The following is a 15,583-nucleotide window of genomic DNA, read 5'->3' as shown; positions in this document are numbered from 1 at the left end:
CTTGTGCTCGGTGACGGTGTTCGACTTGTAGTGCTTCGCGTTGGAGCGTTGCACTTCGGGCGGCATGATGTGGTCCTCGGAGCCCGAGATGAACAGCAGTGGTGCCCTGGCGTCGTTGTGGTAGTCGACCCAGGTGTCCTGATGGCCGGGCTGGAAGTTCGCGAGGACGCCGCCCCAGAGGATGCCGCCATTCGCCGGGATGGCGTACCGCTGGTAGAGCTCGCGTGCCTCTTCTTCGCTGAAGGTGTTGGTGAAGGCGTAGTTCCACTGGTCGAACGAGAGCGGGACCACCTTGTGCCGGTTGGCCGGGTTCTTCAGCACCGGGAACGTCGACTTGAGCTGGGACAGCGGTACGACGCGGACGCCCTCGGTCGGTGCGGAGTTCATCGCCACCCCGGCGGCCCCGAAACCGTGGTCGAGCAGGATCTGGGTGAAGGCGCCGCCGGCGGAGTGACCGATGATGATCGGCGGCGTCGGCAGCTCGCGGATCACCGTTTCGTAGTGCTCGATGATCTGCGGGACCGTGACCTTGAGGATGGGCGTCGGGTCGGCGTTCAAGGCCTCGACCTCCACCTCGAAGCCCGGGTAGCCGGGAGCAAGGACCCGGAAACCGCGCTCCTCGTAGTACTTGACCCAGTTCTCCCAGCTGCGCGGGGTGACCCAGAAGCCGTGGACGAAAACGATGGTGTCGGGAGCCATGATCACGTGTCCTTCTCGTTGCCGCCGGACCGCCTGTTGGCCGCAAATCTAGCTGCCAGGGAACCGGCCAACGTAGGATGTGGCTGCATGACTCTGGGCTGCGAGTGCACAGTCCGGACAGCTCGTGCGGCCGGGGGAAACGGTGTCAGGGGGCGGTGGAGTGGCCGTACTGCTGGACACCACCGTGCTCCCGAGAAGCGACCGCGCGGAGGCGTTCTACACGGCCATGATGTCCGCGAGCGTGCCTTCGCGCGTGGAGCATGAGGACCGGCACGGCGACGTCCACGCGCGGATGGACTTCTGGCAGCTCGGTGCGTCGGACCTGTTCCGCAACGAGGGATCCGGCATCCGTCTGGTCCGTACTCCGAAGCACGTCAGGATCGGAGCTCCCGAGCGGCTCGCGCTCGCCGTTCAGGTGATCGGGTCCGGCCTCTTCAGCCAAGGTGGCGCCGACAGACGCGTCCACACCGGTGAGCTGATGTTGGTCGACCTGACCGCACCTTATGAATTTGCCTGGACCGGTCGCGGCGCCTCCCAGGCTTTTCAGATCGACTACGACGACCTCGGGCTGAGCGTCGAGACGGTCCGTGCGGCTGCGCGGCGGCTGCCCAGCAGTCCTTTGTACGAGCTCGTGCTCCACCATCTCACCGTGTTGCCGGCCGTCGGCGACTCGCTCCAAGGCACACGATCGGCCTCGATGCTCGGCGCCGCGACTACCCAGCTTGTCCGTGCCCTGTTGTCATCCGCCGCGGCCGAGGACTCCCAGCGGCATCCCTCGATGAGCGACGTTCTGTTCACCCGGATCACCTGGTACGCCCGCCGGCATCTGACGGACCCCGACCTCGGCCCCGCCCGCATCGCCGCGGAGCACAACATCTCTCTGAGGTATCTCTACAAGGTGTTCTCCGAGCACCACCTCAGCTTCGAGCAGTGGCTCATCGGTGAGCGGCTCGAGGGTGCGCGCCGTCAGTTGGCGTCGCCCGCGAGCCGGTACCGGTCGATAGCCGCCATTGCCGCCGAGTGGGGATTCGTCGACGCCGGCCACTTCACCCGGCGCTTCCGCAGAGCTCACGGTCTGACGCCTCAAGACTGGCGTCGCCTGAACCAGGCCTAGCGTGCTATTCGCCTGTCATGCATAGGCAGAAGGGGTGGCCTGCGGGGTCGGCGTAGACCGGGCAGCTACCGCCCTGCGGAGGCAGTTTGGTGGCTCCGAGCCGCAGCGCGAGCTTCTCGCGGGTTGCGCGGTCGTCGAACGAGAAGTCGAAGTGCAGCTGCGCCGGGTACTCCGGATCCGGCCACCGTGGCGCGCGATAGTCGTTCACTCGTTGTAGGCCGATGGCGGGCAAGGTTCCGTCGGACCGAGCGATGACGATGCGATCGACCGTCTCCTCCAATCGCTCGGGCATGTCGAGCAGACCGGACCAGAAGTCCGCCAGTACGACGGGGTCCGGGCAGTCGATCACCACTCGCCAGAGCACACCGAGCTGGTCGGATCCCTGGGTAGCCCGGCCCGTGGTGTCGGAGTACAGGCAGAACGGGTGGCCCACCGGATCGCTGTAGATCCGGAAGGCGCCGGAGTCCTTGAGCTTGGTGGCGCCGTGGGCGAGGATATCTGCCTCGGCAGCGTTCAAATCGGGAACGAGTACGTCGAGGTGCAGCTGCTGTGGATAGGCGGGGTCGGGCCAGCGCGGTGCGAGGCCGGTGCCCTCGTCGAAGCCGAGCGGAGCTCGTACCAGTCGCTGCCAGAACGTCCGGACGGAGTCTTGCTCCTCATCCGTGCAGCCGATGACGATGCCGAACGTGCCGTCCTTGGGTTCTTGGGTGATGTCGAGGCCGAACAAACCATCGGCAGCCAGCAACACCGTCACGAACGCGTGCCCGTCGTCGCCCTCAACCCGAAACCGGGCCATCGTGTCGTGCACTTGCCAGCCGCGGACGATCCGGCGGTTCGCGCCGGCGGAGGCCTGCAGCCGGGGCATCCAGCTGTCCCGCATCCACGGGCCGGGCTCCCAGTCCGCAAGCCGTTCCGAGCACAGCCCAGCCACAGCCTCGGGGTCCCCGCGTTCCAGCGCCTCGACGACCGTTCTGGCTCTGGCCACGAGATCCTCAGGCATGCGCTGAAGTATGGGCGGTGATGATCCAGGCGCGGGAGTCGAACCAGATGCCGTCTGCGGTGTGATGGGTGGTGAGGGTGGCTCGTAGTCGCTGGAGGGCGTCTTCGGTTTGGGCTGGGTCCAGGTCTGCGAGGAGGTCCTTGGTCACCATCAGGCTGCGTGCCGCGTTGAGGGCGGCTTCGGCGTCCGGGCCGTAGTAGACGGGTTCGCGGACGTCGGTGATTTGGAGGTCGGCGAACCCTGCGGCGGTTAGGAGGTGTTCGGCGGTTACTGGGTCGGCCAGCGAGAACGCTCCGTAGGCGGCGGCGACGGGCAATGTGCGTCCGCCGGCGAGGGCGTCACGGATCGCGGTGTGCCACTCCTGGTGCTTGGCGTCCTGCCACACCAGTTGTACGAGCCGGGCGCCCGGACGCAGCGCGCGGGCGATGTTGGTGAACGCCACTCCCGGGTCGGTGAAGAACATCGTGCCGAAGCGGCTGGTGGCGAGGGAGAAACGCCGAGCGGGGAAGGGGTGGAGCTGGGCATCAGCTTGCTCGAAGCTGACATTGCGCAGGCCCTCCCTTTCACTGAGCTGCCGGGCGGTCTCCACCATCTGGGCGGAGATGTCGACGCCGAGGGCGCTCCCCGAGGTAGCTGCTTTGGCGGCCTCCCGGGTCGTCAGGCCAGTGCCGCAGCCGATGTCGAGCACGTGGTCATCGGGTCTGACATCCATGGCGGCCTGCAGTCGCTGGTGATAACGACGCAGCTCGGCGTCATAGTCGAACGTCAAATCCATCTGCCTGTCCTCTCGCTGTGCACCCTCCCGGGGCGGATCGTAGGACGACCCTAGGCCCGGGCCTGGGGCGGGATCGGCGACTGGCAGAGCTAGGCCCGGTCTGTCAGTGCGTTCGTCAGTAGGGCTGCGAGTGCCTCGAGCTGGAAGTCTGCCGCGGACGACACCTCTTCGTCGGAACCGTCGAGGGCTCGGGCGGCCAGGCCGGCCTTGCTGTCGATGAGATCCGCGATTCTGGTGTCGATCGTCTGCGCGGCGATGATGCGCCACGCGGTGACGGGCTCTTCCTGACCGATCCGGTGGACGCGGTCGATGGCCTGGGTCTGCTCGGCGTTCGTCCACGAGAGCTCGGCGAGCACGACGTTGGACGCCACTTGCAGGTTGAGGCCGACGCCGGCCGTCAGGAGCGAACAGACCGCGATCGAGACCTCCGGGTCGTTCATGAACGCGTCGATGTTCGTCTGGCGCTTCTTGGCGGTCTGGTCGCCCCGGATCGAGGAGTAGCGGATGCCACGCTCGGCGAAGATCTCCTCGGCGGCGTCCATCACCTCGATGTGCCTGGCGAAGAAGACCACCTTGCCCACGTTGTGCGCGAGTTGCGCGGCGTAGTCGGCGGCCAGACCGGCCTTGGCCCGGCCGATGCGACGCACCAGGCTGAACACGTTCTCGCCGGTTTTCGCCTTGTCCATCTCGGTCCGCTCCCAGCCGGCGACCCGGCGTACGAGCTCGTGGTCGATGCCGTCCACGACCGCGCCGGAGTTCCGGGTCGCGAGTGCGCTCTCATAGCGCGCCACGAGACGGTCGGCGAGCTCGCGCTCGGCGTCGCGGATCGACCGGCCGGCGGCGTCGTCGAGCTCGACGGGCAGGTCGGCGACGCGGCGGGCGGGGATGTCGGCGGCCACGTCGACCTTGAGGCGCCGGACGATGCCGAGGTCGATGACGCTGTTCCTGGCGGCGGGGTAGAACTCGCGGTCGGCCGGCGTCAGGCCGGTCTCCTCGAGTGACTCCATCAGTTCGGCGCCCGGCTTCGTCTCGTCGATCCAGCCGAGGAACTGCCAGATCGCCTTGAAGTCGTCGATGTCGTTGATCAGCGGGGTGCCGGTGAGCGCCATCAGCAGGGGACGCACGGCCCGGCGCTGGATCCGCTCGGACAGTTGCAGCACGTTGCGCGATCGCTGGGACTTCTTGTTCTTGATGAAGTGCGCCTCGTCGACCACCATGCCGCGGAACCCGAGGTCGCCGAGCCAGCCGACGTGACGGTCGAGGATCTCGTAGTTCACCACCACGATGTCGGCGAAGCCGTCGATCGTGTCCCCGTTGCCATGGATGACCGTGGCAGTCTTCTGTGGCGTCCAGAGGCCGGCCTCGCGCGCCCAGTTGGTCTTGACGACGTTCGGCACGACGACGAGCAGCGGGTAGGCGTCCGCGGCCTGCGCGGCGAGCAGCGCCTGAGCGGTCTTGCCCAGGCCTGGCTCGTCGGCCAGCAGGAAGGTCCGTTGGCCGGCTGCCGCGGCGGCGACCAGTTGAGCCTGGTGCCGCATCAATTCGAGGCCACCCGGCAGGCGGATGGACGACGGCTCGGGCAAGGACTCGCTTGCCGAGGCGGTTGCGTACTCGAACGACTTGAGCAGGGGGCCGATCAGCTCCCAGTCGGACAAGCGCCCAGGACCGCGCGGCTTGGGGGGCGCCGCGGCACTGAAGTCGGGAGCGAGGAAGGGGTTGGCGAGCTGCCGCGAGACGACCGACTGCGGCACGATCTGCCGCGCGGCCGGGGCCGGTTCGGCCGTCGGCTCGGTGAGCTGGGGCTCGTCGAGGGCCGGCTCCGCGCCGGCTGCGGTCTGCATCTCACGCTTGAGCGCTACGGCGGCGTCGGACATGACAGCGTCCTCGGCGAGCAGCATGAGCAGCGAGGTGTCGCGGGCGGCGGTGGTGGCGAGGATCGTCGCGATCCCGTCGAGGCGCCTGAGCTGCTCGGCGCGATAGGCGTCGCTGGAGCTCTCGTCCTTGGTGACCCGGGCCCGCTCCTCACGCACCAGCAGGGCCACGACCTGGAACTTCGTCCGTACCGAGGGCCGGATGGCCCCGCGCTCGACGGCCGACTCGACCTCCCGGACGGCGCGGGCGAGCACCGGCAGGATGCCCTCGGCGTCGACCTTGCGGACCCGCCGACGCGGGGCATTACGAGTGGTACGGGTAGCGCCGGACTGGCGCTGGCCTCGACGGGCCAAAGAGTCCTCCTCAGGGCGGCCACGACAAACTCGCCATGGCGGAACGGCACACCGCACCCGGCAGGCGGTCGACCGAGACGTCACGCGGGACAGTCCGGAGTGGCCGCTCGGTAACGCGGCTCGGTCCCCACCGCTTCTGCGAGGTCAACGTGTCGGATTCCGACGGGATCGGCCCTTGTGTGGAGCCCTCGACCACCAGAAATGGCCATGAACCCCGGACAGAAGGCACGAGCGTCGCAGGGCGGCTGTCGCCGCCAAGGATGTCGCCAAGGTTTGGTGCGTCACCAATACTACGTCAGCCGAGTGGCAATCCGGCACAGCTCACCGATCTGGGAGTTTCAGGAGGCTCGACCGGTGAAGGACCGGCTGAACTGCCTGCTCAGCCTGCGCCGGCGCCTTTCCCCGCCGGATGGCCAGCGGTGAGGGGTGTGGAGTGTGTTGAGGGCGTACGAGCGGGCGCATGATGGGGTATGGCCGGTTTGCTGGTCGGGCGTGGAGTCGAGGCTGCGGTACTGCGAGGGTTGATCACGGAGCTGCCGGAGCGGTCGGCAGCTGTGGTAGTTCGCGGTGAGGCGGGGATCGGTAAGACGATGCTTGTCCAGTCGGTGCTCGATGAGTACGCGGGTGATGGTGTGCGGGTCTTTCGGGGCGCCTGCGCGCCGATGTCCGGGGCGATTGCCTACGGCGGGCTTGGCGCCACGATGGCGGCGGCGTTGAGCCAATCCACGGAGTCCACGGCGGGCGGCCGGTTCCCGTCGGCGGCCGCCGGCCGTGCTTGGGCGATGGCGACCCTTGGGGGCATGCTTGTCGGCGACGCGGCGCAGAGCACGGTCCTGCTGGTCGAGGATGTTCACTGGGCCGATTGGTCCACGCTGGACTTCCTCGCGCATGAGACGCGCGGCCTGCCCGAGCGAGGGTTGCTCGTGCTGCTGACCTGGCGCGACGAGGCTACTGATCACGAACAGTTGACCTGGCTCGGAGAAGTGCTTCGCACCCCGGCCGTCGTCGATCTGCCGCTACGCCGGTTGACCGAACAGGAGACGTCGCAGCAATTGCGCGGTCTCCAACCCGACTGTACGGCGGAGGCGGTCGCTACTGTCTACCGGCGCAGCGCAGGCAATCCGTATCTGAGTGTCGAACTGATCCGCGGTGACCTGACGGTTCCGGCGTCGTTGCGCCAACTCCTGCTCGCGCGCCTGCAGGCACTCTCGATGCCGGCCCGCGTTGTCGTCGCAGCCACCGGGGCGATGGTTCGCGCCCTCGATGACGAGGATTTGCTGGCGGCGGTAGACGGTGCCGCCGACGCCGTGCGAGAGGCCTGTGACTCGGGTCTGGTCATTCGCGACCCGGCGGCCGGTTGCGCCGCGCGTCACCCGGTGATCGCCGAGGTCGCTTACGACCAGTTGCTGTCTTCGGAACGCCGCGACCTGCATGCGCGACTCGCGAAGCAGTTGGCGGGCCGCGTTGTCTCCGATACCAGCGCATCGCAGCTCGCCGAGGTCGCTGAGCAGTATCGCCGCGCGAGCGACCGGGACGCAGCGTTCAGTTGGGCGTTAAGGGCGGCCCGTGCGGCCGAGAAGGATTGCGCGTTCGCGGAGGCCGGCCACTGGTTCTCCGTTGCTTCGTCGCTGTGGCGGCCGTCGGACCTGGCCGATGACCAGACGTCGCAGCGGCTCGTGCTCGCCGAGCGGGCGGCCTCGCTGCTCGGCGGCGCCGGTCAGCACGTCGAGGCTCTCGGCTTGCTCGAGGCGGCGGTGCCCGGCGGCGACGGTGAGGTGGGCACGCTGGAGGCCCTGCTGATGCGGGGTATGCTGCGCGCGCATTTCGCCGATGACCTCGCCGGAGCGATGGCGGACGTCGAGCGAGCACGGCGTCTGGTGCCGACCGGTGACGATCGAATGCTCGGCCGGGTGTGCGTCGCGCGCGCTATGCTCCTGGCTCCGTATTCCCGCTCAGCCGAGGTGGCTGTGGCTGCCCGGATGGCGCTGGAACACGCGACCCGGGCCGACGACATCCGGACGATCGGACAGGCTCGAGCGTGGCTGGGATCGGTCGCCGCAAACGAGGGCCGGATCGAAGACGCACTCGACGAGGTGGGGGCCGCGCTGACGATCGCTCGCGACCTCGCCGAGCCGGAGGACATGGCCTGGGCGGGGATGATGCTGACCTACGCGCACGGGTTGCGCGGTGACACCGACGAAGTCGTGGCGATCGCGAACACGATCCAGGCCGAGCTACGGCGCTTGATGGTCAACGAGCACTGGGTCGAGGGCATCATCGAGTCCAACGCCGTCTACAACCTCTATATGGTCGGCCGATGGGACGAGGCGCTGAGCCGCGATGACAGGGGCCGGCCCCCGTCCGGACTGGCGTTCAAGGACTCCCAGCTCGCGCTGATCCACATGGCACGCGGGAACCTACAGACCGCTGTCGAGCTGATGCGAGGGCAGGAACTCCTTGCCGTAGACGACCAGCCCCTGGAAAAGCTCGACTACGCAGAGAGCCAGGCCCAGCTGCGCCTACTGCAGCAACGCCCGCGCGAGGCCCTGGCCCTTGCACTGGACGCCGCCGAAGTCACTCACGATACCGAGGAAGAACCGCCGTCCGGCGAGCTGCTGCGTATCGGTCTCGAAGCAGCGGTCGCGTCGCACTCACCCGACGGCTTCGAACGACTGGTGACGCTCCTTCCGCGCGCCGTGTCCGGGGTCGATGCCGCAGCGTTAGCTGCGATTGTCGACGGTGAACGATCCCGGATCCGCGGCACGCCCGACCCGACCCCGTGGCTCACCGCCGCACAGGAATGGGCGTCACTAGGCCGGCCGTACTGGGAGGCGCAAGCCCGACTGAGGGCAGCCGAGGCGCTGCTGGCTCATCGCGGGCAACCTGGTGCCCGAGGCCGCGCGACCGCCGAGCTCGAAGCGGCGCGACAGATCGCCGAGCGGCTCGGTGCGGCACCGCTACTGGGCCAGATTCAGGGGCTGGCGAAGATCGCCCGAATCCATCTCGACGACTCCGTGACCAAGCACCACGAACACCGCGCGGCCACCACCGACCCATACCCGCACCCGCCGTTGACCGAGCGGGAGCGTCAGGTGCTTGCCCTGGTCGCGGCCGGGCGGACAAATCGCGAGATCGGCGCCGTCCTCTACATGAGCCCCAAGACCGCCAGCGTGCACGTCACCCACATACTCGAGAAATTCGGCGTACAGAGCCGGGTGCAAGCCGCCGCCGAAGCGGTCCGCCTCGGCCTCGCGGACAACACCCAACCGCCCGCATGATCCGCGGCTTCAGTGTGTGCACCCCGGCAGGATTCGAACCTGCGACCAACGGATTAGAAGGGGGGACGGACCCAGTACCCACGCCTGAACTCGACCGTCCTTGGCCGACTCCAGTGCGCTCGGAGACTACTCTGGCATGGTCTTTTCACCTGGAGTTCAGTCCCGAACCAGTCCCCGACGACGGGTGGGGATTGGTGGCCCGGAACGCTGCGGCACAGCGCCGATTAGGCAGTCGCACTCGCCCGTGGTTCAGGCTTGCCGAGGGCGGCCGCGGTGAAATCCGCGACCACCCCTGTCATCGGCGCTGGCGAGTTGACCTGCAGGTGGCTCCCACGGCGGGTGAATCCAGGGCGGTGATAACGGCGCCACCGCCACCGACACGCCACCAGCGCTTTGCAGCTTGTTGCAAAGCTGCGTCGACTTGCGGGATGTGGGGTGTTTGCCAACGGCAACGCTCCTGCACGCCGGTCGAGCACGACCCGTACCGGTTGTCGTGGGCACGGTGACAGGGGACCCGATCACGCGCACTCTGGATCCATGAACGGATCCGTGCAGGCGATCAACATCGTCTTCGACAGACCGCCGTCGCATCACAGTGGCCGGTTCGTCGAGGTCGAGACCGATGATGGCTACAGCATCAATATCGGCGAGTGGGTTGAGCGGCCCGACGGCAACTTGACGCTCCGGATCGACAACGTGCAGATCCCTTCACCCGACGGCATCAACCGCCCAGACCAGGCAGCGCGCGATGACCCCGAACCGTAAGGCACCCCGACCGGACGATCATCAGCGGACTCTGTCGCCCGCGCTGGCTGGGCCTGTCGAACTCGAACTGGCCAAGGCCGTCGAACAGTTGCCGGGCCCCAACGGCCTGCCCGGCGGGTCGCGCTACGAGCTGAAGTACGACGGGTACCTTCACTGAACCTTCCGAATACCCGCAGGCCGCGTGATCGGCGTGCGGCAGTAACGTCAGCGCCGCGAGTGTCCGTCGGTGTCGGTGCCTATGACCTGTTCAGCCAGTCGCCGAGCTAGCTGTGTTGGGTCGGTGTCGGGTCTTGTAGCTCCGGTTGCAAGCGCGCCGTCGATGATCAACAAGAGCTGGTCGGCAGCAAACGCCGGTTCTTGATGGCCGAGCTTGATGAGCTCATCTTTGAGGAGTTCGTGGATGTGCTCGCGGTATACGCGAGCGACGCCGTGTGCCGGATGGTCGGGATCTGCCAATGCGAGGTCCGCGGACAGGTACCGGCAGCCGCGAAAGGTCGGGTCCGCGACAATTGGCGCGAGCATGTCGAAGATGGCCAGCAGACGGTCGCGCGGGTCGTCGCCGGCGTCTTGCATGGCCTGCCGGTACAGCGCCTCATCTTCGGCCGTCGTCAGTCGCAGCATCTCGGCGATCAGCCCGTCCTTCCCGCCGAAGTGCTCATAGAGTGATCGGCGGGCGACTTTCGCCTCCTTGAGGATGGCGTCGATGCCGACACCGACGCCCTGGCTGTAGGTCAGCTCCTTGGCGGCGGCGAGTAGTCGTTCGCGGGGTCGGCTGGTCATACGAGTCAGCGTGTCATGGTCTTGCGGGTAGATCAACCAGTCTATATAGTCCAAGTAGATCGACCAGTCTATCTAATGAGGCGCTATGACCCTGCACACGACAGCCGAGATCATCGACCGCTTCAACCACGCCTTCGTCAACCACGACGCCACCGCGCTGGACGAGCTGATCGGCGCTGACTGCGTCATGGAGGCGATCCAACCGACGCCTGACGGTGCTCGATCCGAAGGCCGCGAGGCCTGTCTGGCCTTCTGGAAGGCGCTGGCAGACGATCACAGCACACAGTTCGAGGTGGAAGACGTCACGGTGTCGGGCGAGCGCGCCACCATCCGTTGGCGCTACCGCTTCGGAGAAGCACCGGCGGCCTCCGTGCGGGGCGTGAACCTGATGCTGATTCGGGACGGGCAAATCGTCGAAGCGCTCGGCTACAGCAAGACCGCAGGCGAGATCCCCCTCGCCGCCGAGGAGAACACCCGGCGCCTGACCACCGGCATCGACGAGAGAGGACTGAACCATGACCAGAAAGACAAGTGAGCGTTCTCCGAGTGCACAGTCGAGCGAGTACGCCATCCAGCCGATCCTGTGTACCCACGACATCGAGCGGTTGAGCTCCTTCTACACGGAGCTGTTCGGCGCCGAGGAGGAAATGCGTGTGCCGGGCAAGAAGGGGCCGTTCTTCGTGACCCTTAGGTTCGGAGGCGGTGGCCTGACCCTGGTCGACGCCAAGCAGGGAGCCAAGGCTGCCCCAGGCCGGGTCATCGTGGCGGTGTTCGTGAACAACGTCGACGAGGTACTGCCGCGAGTGGAGTCAGCAGGCGGAAGAGTCGCCGGCCCAGCCAAGAACATGGCATGGGGCCAGCGGGTCGCCCACATCACCGACCCAGACGGCAACCCGCTCAACCTCACCCAGCAACTCTGACCCAACAGCTCGCCCACCCCAGACACACCACACCGTGTTCGACGCGCCCGCGGTCATCGTCCGGGGCGGTGTCAGCGCGCGGATGTGGTCTCGAACAGGAGGTCCGGTCATGGAGCCGCTTGGTCTGTTGGTTGCCCGCTCCCAGGTCAGCGATGACGTTCGCCGCACCGCTCGCCCCGCTGAGCCGGAAGGAAGGCCGCGGAGCTGGCGTCAGCGGGCCAGCCGCCGCATTATCCAGTGGCGGGTGTCCTGGTCGCGGAGGCCGAGCTCGGCGACGATCTCGAAGGCCGGGGTTCAATAGCCCGCTACCACGGTCGGTGACTGCGTGTTCTTCGGGTGGATACCGGGCTCGTAATCCGAGTGACTGGGAGGCCGGTGTGGAGAGCAAGGCGAAGGCAGCGGCGCAGCGTGTCCGAGCAGCAGCGTGGCGGCCACCACGGCAACTGTCACCCGTCACCGATGACCCGGACGAGGCACGCGAGTGGCTCGACGCGTTCAGCTACTCCGGCGTCGAAGGACTCGTCACCGGCCTGAAACCAGCAGGTAGCCAGCATTCCTGGCCAGACGAGATCGGCGCCGGCCACTGGGGTCGCGGCGCCCAGAAGATCCCGGTGGTGAAGGTGCGACCAGTGCCGCAAGTAGCCTCTACTTCGCACCACGGATGGCCCCACCTGAGAAGGATCATGGTGGCTTCCTGCCAGGCGACCTGCCGCTTGACCTGCAGGTTTGGGGGGCGCGCCCGGCAGGATTCGAACCTGCGACCAACGGATTAGAAGTCCGACGCTCTATCCAGCTGAGCTACGGGCGCATGGCCGTGGCGGGGCCGCGGCACGGTGAAGAGTCTCTCAGATGGGGAGGTGATCGTGCTTGTGGGTTGTTGGGCGCGTCCCGGGGGCGCGGCACCGGGCGGGACGGGGCGCGACGCTGCGTAGCGCAGTACGGGCTGGTTGGGGTGGGGGAAGTAACAGGGCTGTCGTTCCAACGAGGTAACGCTGAGTGGGCGGTCCTGCCGCGCTGGGGGCTGTACAACTAGGCTGCGGGCATGAGTTACCCCTCACCAGGCCCGGGCCAGACGCCGCAACCGGCGGCGATCGGCTCGGCAAGCCCGCCCGGCGCCCCGTATCCGCAGCCGAACGTCCTGGGGACCCATCCGGTCCCGGGCTCGCGGCGGAACCAGGGGATTCTGATCGGCGGGGTGATCGCGGTGCTGTTCGCCATCGCGGCGCTGCGGATCTTCTGGATCCTGGCCGATGCGACTGGTGGCGGTTTCGGCTGGGGGTTGCTCTTCGCGCTGGTGCCGGTGATCCCGATCATCGCGCTCTACCTGTGGCTGGACCGTTACGAACCGGAGCCGGCCCGCTACATTCTGTTCGCACTGTGCTGGGGCGCTTTCATCGCGACGCTGGCGGCGTTGTTCATCAACAGCACGGTCGACGACTGGTTGCACGAGACCGGGAGCGGCGGCAACCGGTCCGCGATCTTCGTCGCGCCGCCGGTGGAGGAGTTCGCCAAGGGGTCCGTGATCCTGCTGCTGGCGCTGGTCCGCCGCAAGGAGTTCGACGGGATCATCGACGGGCTGGTGTACGCCGGGATGGTGGGCGTCGGGTTCGCCTTCACCGAGAACATCCTCTATATCGGCCGGATCTTCGACGAACTGTCGAACGAGGCCGGCAGCGACGCCGGTTTCCGCGGCGCGTTCGTGCTGTTCATCATCCGGTGTGTGATCTCGCCGTTCGCCCATCCGCTGTTCACCTCGTTCACCGCGATCGGGATCGGGATAGCGATCAGACATCGCAGTACGGCGGTGCGGTTCCTGGCGCCGATCGTCGGGTACCTGACTGCGGTCCTGGCCCACGGGCTGTGGAATGCCGGGGCCAGCTGGGCGGGCGGCAGCGGCTTCATCACCGTGTACCTGTTCCTGATGGTGCCGATCTTCATCGGCATGGTGGTCTTCGCGCTGGTGATGCGCTCCCGCGAGGGACAGATGATCGCGTCCCGGCTCTACGACTACGTGCGGTTCGGCTGGCTGATCCCTCAGGACGTGCCGCTGATCGCCACGCTGCGCGGGCGCAAGGCGCTCCGGCAGAACGCCAAGCGGTACGGTCCGCCCGCCGAGGCCGCGGCGAAGGCGTTCCAGCAGAACGCGACCGAACTCGCCTACCTGCGCGACAAGGTGGTGCGGCAGGTGATCGGTCCGGAGGCGCTGGAGACGGAGAAGAGTCTGCTGGACGAGCTCCGGCGCCGGCGGCCGAGCGTGCCGTTCCCGCCGATGCCTGCGTTCGCCCAGGCGGCGCCCGGCCCTCCGCCGTACCAGCCGGGCGCTGGACCGGGGATGCCCGCCGGCCCGATGCCGGGTGGACCGATGCCAGGTGGACCTGGGCCGGGTGGGCCTGTGCAGGGTGGGCCTGGGCAGGGGCCGCCGTACCAGGCTCCGCCGCAGCAGATGGCGCCGGCGGGATACCCGCCGCAACAAGCTGGTTATCCGGATGCCCAGCCGGGGTATCCCTCGGGACAATCCGGTTACCCAGGAGCCCAGCCCGGTTACCCACCGGGACCCCCTGGACAGCAGGGACCGCCGGGAGGATACGGTCCCTATCCACCGTCGCAGTGACCGCCACCCGTCCACGCCGCCAAACGGGGATGAAGATGACTTTGCTTCTGCGCCGTCCGACCGGGCACTCTGTGCTCGTGGGCGGTAGCCGTGGCTGACACCAGGTCAGCAGCTGGTGAGGGCTCGGAGCGCTCGGATGAGCCGCAGGTTCCGGCCCAGGATCAGCCTGCCCAGGAGCTGGCGAAGTTGATCGCCGAATCGGGTGCCAAGGGCAAGGGTTTCTGGCGGCGCCGGCGTCGCAAGGCTGAAGCACCAGCAGCCGGTACGCCGGTCGCGGCCGAATCCGGTACTGCGTCGTCTGGCGAGGTGCCGGTGGCTCCTTCCGTGGAGAGCAAGGGTGATTCGCCGGACGACGGCAAGGGTGAGACGGCAACGGTCGCCGAGGTTGATGGGGCGGAGAAGCCGGTCGAGGCCGACGCCGAAACAGAGGCCGACGGCAACAAGATCGCCGAATCAGGGGCTGCCGAGGACGCCGAACCTGCTGATCCGGAGCCTGCTGGCGCCGAGGGTGTGGAGGATGAGGACGACCCCACGTCGAAGGTCGGCGTCGTCTATGAGCCGGATGATTCGCCTGAGGGGTTCCCGCTGGAGTACGGCGAGATCATCATCGGCCTGCCCAAGCAGCCCGAATCCGGGAAGAAACCAGCCGCGCCCGCAGCCGAAGAGGCTGCCGATGGGTCTGCAGAGTCCGAGGCCCCTGAGGTCGACGACGAGGAGACCCCTCAGGCGAGCGCGGAGACACCCTCCGAGGACGACGCCGAACCTGCCGCAGACGAAGCCGCCCCAGCCGACGAAGAGGCCGCAACCAGCTCCGAAGAAGCTCATCCGGAAGCACCAGCCGAGCCGGACGCGGGCGCTGCCGGCGAGCCCGACGACGCGGACGCGGACGCCGAGAGTGCCAGCGAGCCCGACGACGCTGCTGGGTCCGGCGATGCTGAGCCCGCTGCTGAGTCCGAGGGCGCTGCCGAGACTGCTAGTGAGTCCGACGATGCCGCCGAGCCCGCAGTCGAGGCTGACGAGCCCGCGGCCGAGGCTGACGACCCTGCCGAGCCTGGAGCCGAGGCTGACGACCCGGCCGAGGCTGACGACGCTGCCGGGACTGCTGCTGGGTCCGGTGACGGTACTGAGACCGGGGACGCTGCCGAGACTGGTGCTGACGAGGGCGCGGAGTCCGAGGCAGAGCAAGCGCCCGAGGACGGCGATGCGGCCGGCGCCGCGGACGAGACTGACCAGCCAGTGGCTGAAGAGGTAGGTGACGCCGACGCTGAGCAAGCTGCGGAGGCCGAACCAGAGCAAACGCCAGACGCCGAGCTTCCGGCTGAGCAGGACGCCGAGGCTGAGGCCGAGGACGTGCCGCCGGTCGAGGCTGAGGAGCGCTCTGAGGTTGAGGCAGTCGAGGGGCCCGAGGATGCAGAG

At 67.8% G+C, this 15,583-nt stretch carries 13 protein-coding genes and 1 tRNA gene; 8 read left to right on the top strand and 6 right to left on the bottom strand.

Going from position 1 to position 15,583, the window contains the following annotated elements; all coding sequences use genetic code 11:
- The coding region (locus tag VFG33_RS17680) for an alpha/beta fold hydrolase (protein WP_325053985.1) at nucleotides 1-699 on the bottom strand (699 nt) is incomplete at its 3' end.
- 160 nt (nucleotides 700-859) lie between these two features.
- Here VFG33_RS17680 and VFG33_RS17675 point away from each other — a divergent pair.
- Entirely contained in the window at nucleotides 860-1,813 is a 954-nt protein-coding gene (locus VFG33_RS17675) for a helix-turn-helix domain-containing protein (protein ID WP_325053984.1), read from the top strand.
- Nucleotides 1,814-1,817: 4 nt separating this feature from the next.
- Here the strand turns inward: VFG33_RS17675 and VFG33_RS17670 are convergent, their stop codons facing one another.
- The 3 genes from VFG33_RS17670 to VFG33_RS17660 form a co-directional block, all read right to left on the bottom strand.
- The gene (locus VFG33_RS17670) at nucleotides 1,818-2,813 is read right to left on the bottom strand and encodes a VOC family protein (protein WP_325053983.1); all 996 of its coding nucleotides are present in this window, start codon (nucleotides 2,811-2,813) and stop codon (nucleotides 1,818-1,820) included.
- The gene (locus tag VFG33_RS17665) at nucleotides 2,806-3,588 is read right to left on the bottom strand and encodes a class I SAM-dependent methyltransferase (protein ID WP_325053982.1); all 783 of its coding nucleotides are present in this window, start codon (nucleotides 3,586-3,588) and stop codon (nucleotides 2,806-2,808) included. Before VFG33_RS17665 ends, VFG33_RS17670 begins: the two co-directional genes overlap by 8 nt.
- 89 nt (nucleotides 3,589-3,677) lie before the next feature.
- On the bottom strand, nucleotides 3,678-5,813 hold the full coding sequence (locus VFG33_RS17660; protein ID WP_325053981.1) for a DEAD/DEAH box helicase: 2,136 nt from the start codon (nucleotides 5,811-5,813) through the stop codon (nucleotides 3,678-3,680).
- 470 nt (nucleotides 5,814-6,283) lie between these two features.
- Here VFG33_RS17660 and VFG33_RS17655 point away from each other — a divergent pair, with 470 nt between their 5' ends.
- The 3 genes from VFG33_RS17655 to VFG33_RS17645 all read left to right on the top strand — a co-directional run bounded on the left by VFG33_RS17655 (nucleotide 6,284) and on the right by VFG33_RS17645 (nucleotide 10,013).
- Nucleotides 6,284-9,091, top strand: a complete 2,808-nt coding sequence (locus tag VFG33_RS17655) for a helix-turn-helix transcriptional regulator (RefSeq protein ID WP_325053980.1) — start codon at nucleotides 6,284-6,286, stop codon at nucleotides 9,089-9,091.
- Between the two features lie 537 nt (nucleotides 9,092-9,628).
- Entirely contained in the window at nucleotides 9,629-9,856 is a 228-nt protein-coding gene (locus VFG33_RS17650) for a hypothetical protein (protein WP_325053979.1), read from the top strand.
- On the top strand, nucleotides 9,840-10,013 hold the full coding sequence (locus VFG33_RS17645) for a hypothetical protein (RefSeq protein ID WP_325053978.1): 174 nt from the start codon (nucleotides 9,840-9,842) through the stop codon (nucleotides 10,011-10,013). The genes VFG33_RS17650 and VFG33_RS17645 overlap by 17 nt, the downstream gene beginning before the upstream one ends.
- Nucleotides 10,014-10,060: 47 nt before the next feature.
- Here the strand turns inward: VFG33_RS17645 and VFG33_RS17640 are convergent, their stop codons facing one another.
- Nucleotides 10,061-10,636 carry a TetR/AcrR family transcriptional regulator gene (locus tag VFG33_RS17640; RefSeq protein ID WP_325053977.1) on the bottom strand — a complete coding sequence of 192 codons (576 nt, stop codon included), beginning with the start codon at nucleotides 10,634-10,636 and terminating at the stop codon, nucleotides 10,061-10,063.
- 85 nt (nucleotides 10,637-10,721) lie between these two features.
- Between VFG33_RS17640 and VFG33_RS17635 the strand changes: the two genes are divergently transcribed.
- Together VFG33_RS17635 and VFG33_RS17630 are read left to right on the top strand one after the other, a co-directional pair.
- Complete coding sequence (locus VFG33_RS17635) at nucleotides 10,722-11,171, top strand: nuclear transport factor 2 family protein (RefSeq protein ID WP_325053976.1); 450 nt, start codon at nucleotides 10,722-10,724, stop codon at nucleotides 11,169-11,171.
- On the top strand, nucleotides 11,152-11,556 hold the full coding sequence (locus VFG33_RS17630; protein ID WP_325053975.1) for a VOC family protein: 405 nt from the start codon (nucleotides 11,152-11,154) through the stop codon (nucleotides 11,554-11,556). The genes VFG33_RS17635 and VFG33_RS17630 overlap by 20 nt, the downstream gene beginning before the upstream one ends.
- A 734-nt stretch (nucleotides 11,557-12,290) precedes the next feature.
- On the opposite strand, the gene VFG33_RS17625 is transcribed toward VFG33_RS17630, so the two are convergent.
- Nucleotides 12,291-12,364, bottom strand: a tRNA-Arg gene (locus VFG33_RS17625).
- A gap of 234 nt (nucleotides 12,365-12,598) precedes the next feature.
- Here VFG33_RS17625 and VFG33_RS17620 point away from each other — a divergent pair.
- Both VFG33_RS17620 and VFG33_RS17615 read left to right on the top strand, forming a co-directional pair.
- Nucleotides 12,599-14,167: a PrsW family intramembrane metalloprotease gene (locus VFG33_RS17620; protein WP_325053974.1), complete on the top strand. Its 1,569-nt coding sequence runs from the start codon at nucleotides 12,599-12,601 to the stop codon at nucleotides 14,165-14,167.
- Between the two features lie 90 nt (nucleotides 14,168-14,257).
- On the top strand, nucleotides 14,258-15,583 hold a 1,326-nt coding region (locus tag VFG33_RS17615), incomplete at its 3' end, for a midas domain-containing protein (RefSeq protein WP_524538134.1).

Origin of the sequence: Kribbella sp. (assembly GCF_035687465.1) — a bacterium.
Classification (GTDB): Bacteria; Actinomycetota; Actinomycetes; order Propionibacteriales; family Kribbellaceae; genus Kribbella.
Note: the sequence above shows the minus strand (reverse complement) of the source record. Positions and strands in the feature narration are given on the sequence as shown.

Excerpts from the sequence above, each read along its gene's own strand:
- VFG33_RS17650 (WP_325053979.1), top strand. The coding sequence starts at position 9,629 with ATGAACGGATCCGTGCAGGCGATCAACATCGTCTTCGACAGACCGCCG.
- VFG33_RS17640 (WP_325053977.1), bottom strand. The coding sequence starts at position 10,636 with ATGACCAGCCGACCCCGCGAACGACTACTCGCCGCCGCCAAGGAGCTG.
- VFG33_RS17655 (WP_325053980.1), top strand. The coding sequence starts at position 6,284 with ATGGCCGGTTTGCTGGTCGGGCGTGGAGTCGAGGCTGCGGTACTGCGA.
- VFG33_RS17620 (WP_325053974.1), top strand. The coding sequence starts at position 12,599 with ATGAGTTACCCCTCACCAGGCCCGGGCCAGACGCCGCAACCGGCGGCG.
- VFG33_RS17645 (WP_325053978.1), top strand. The coding sequence starts at position 9,840 with ATGACCCCGAACCGTAAGGCACCCCGACCGGACGATCATCAGCGGACT.
- VFG33_RS17635 (WP_325053976.1), top strand. The coding sequence starts at position 10,722 with ATGACCCTGCACACGACAGCCGAGATCATCGACCGCTTCAACCACGCC.
- VFG33_RS17630 (WP_325053975.1), top strand. The coding sequence starts at position 11,152 with ATGACCAGAAAGACAAGTGAGCGTTCTCCGAGTGCACAGTCGAGCGAG.
- VFG33_RS17665 (WP_325053982.1), bottom strand. The coding sequence starts at position 3,588 with ATGGATTTGACGTTCGACTATGACGCCGAGCTGCGTCGTTATCACCAG.
- VFG33_RS17670 (WP_325053983.1), bottom strand. The coding sequence starts at position 2,813 with ATGCCTGAGGATCTCGTGGCCAGAGCCAGAACGGTCGTCGAGGCGCTG.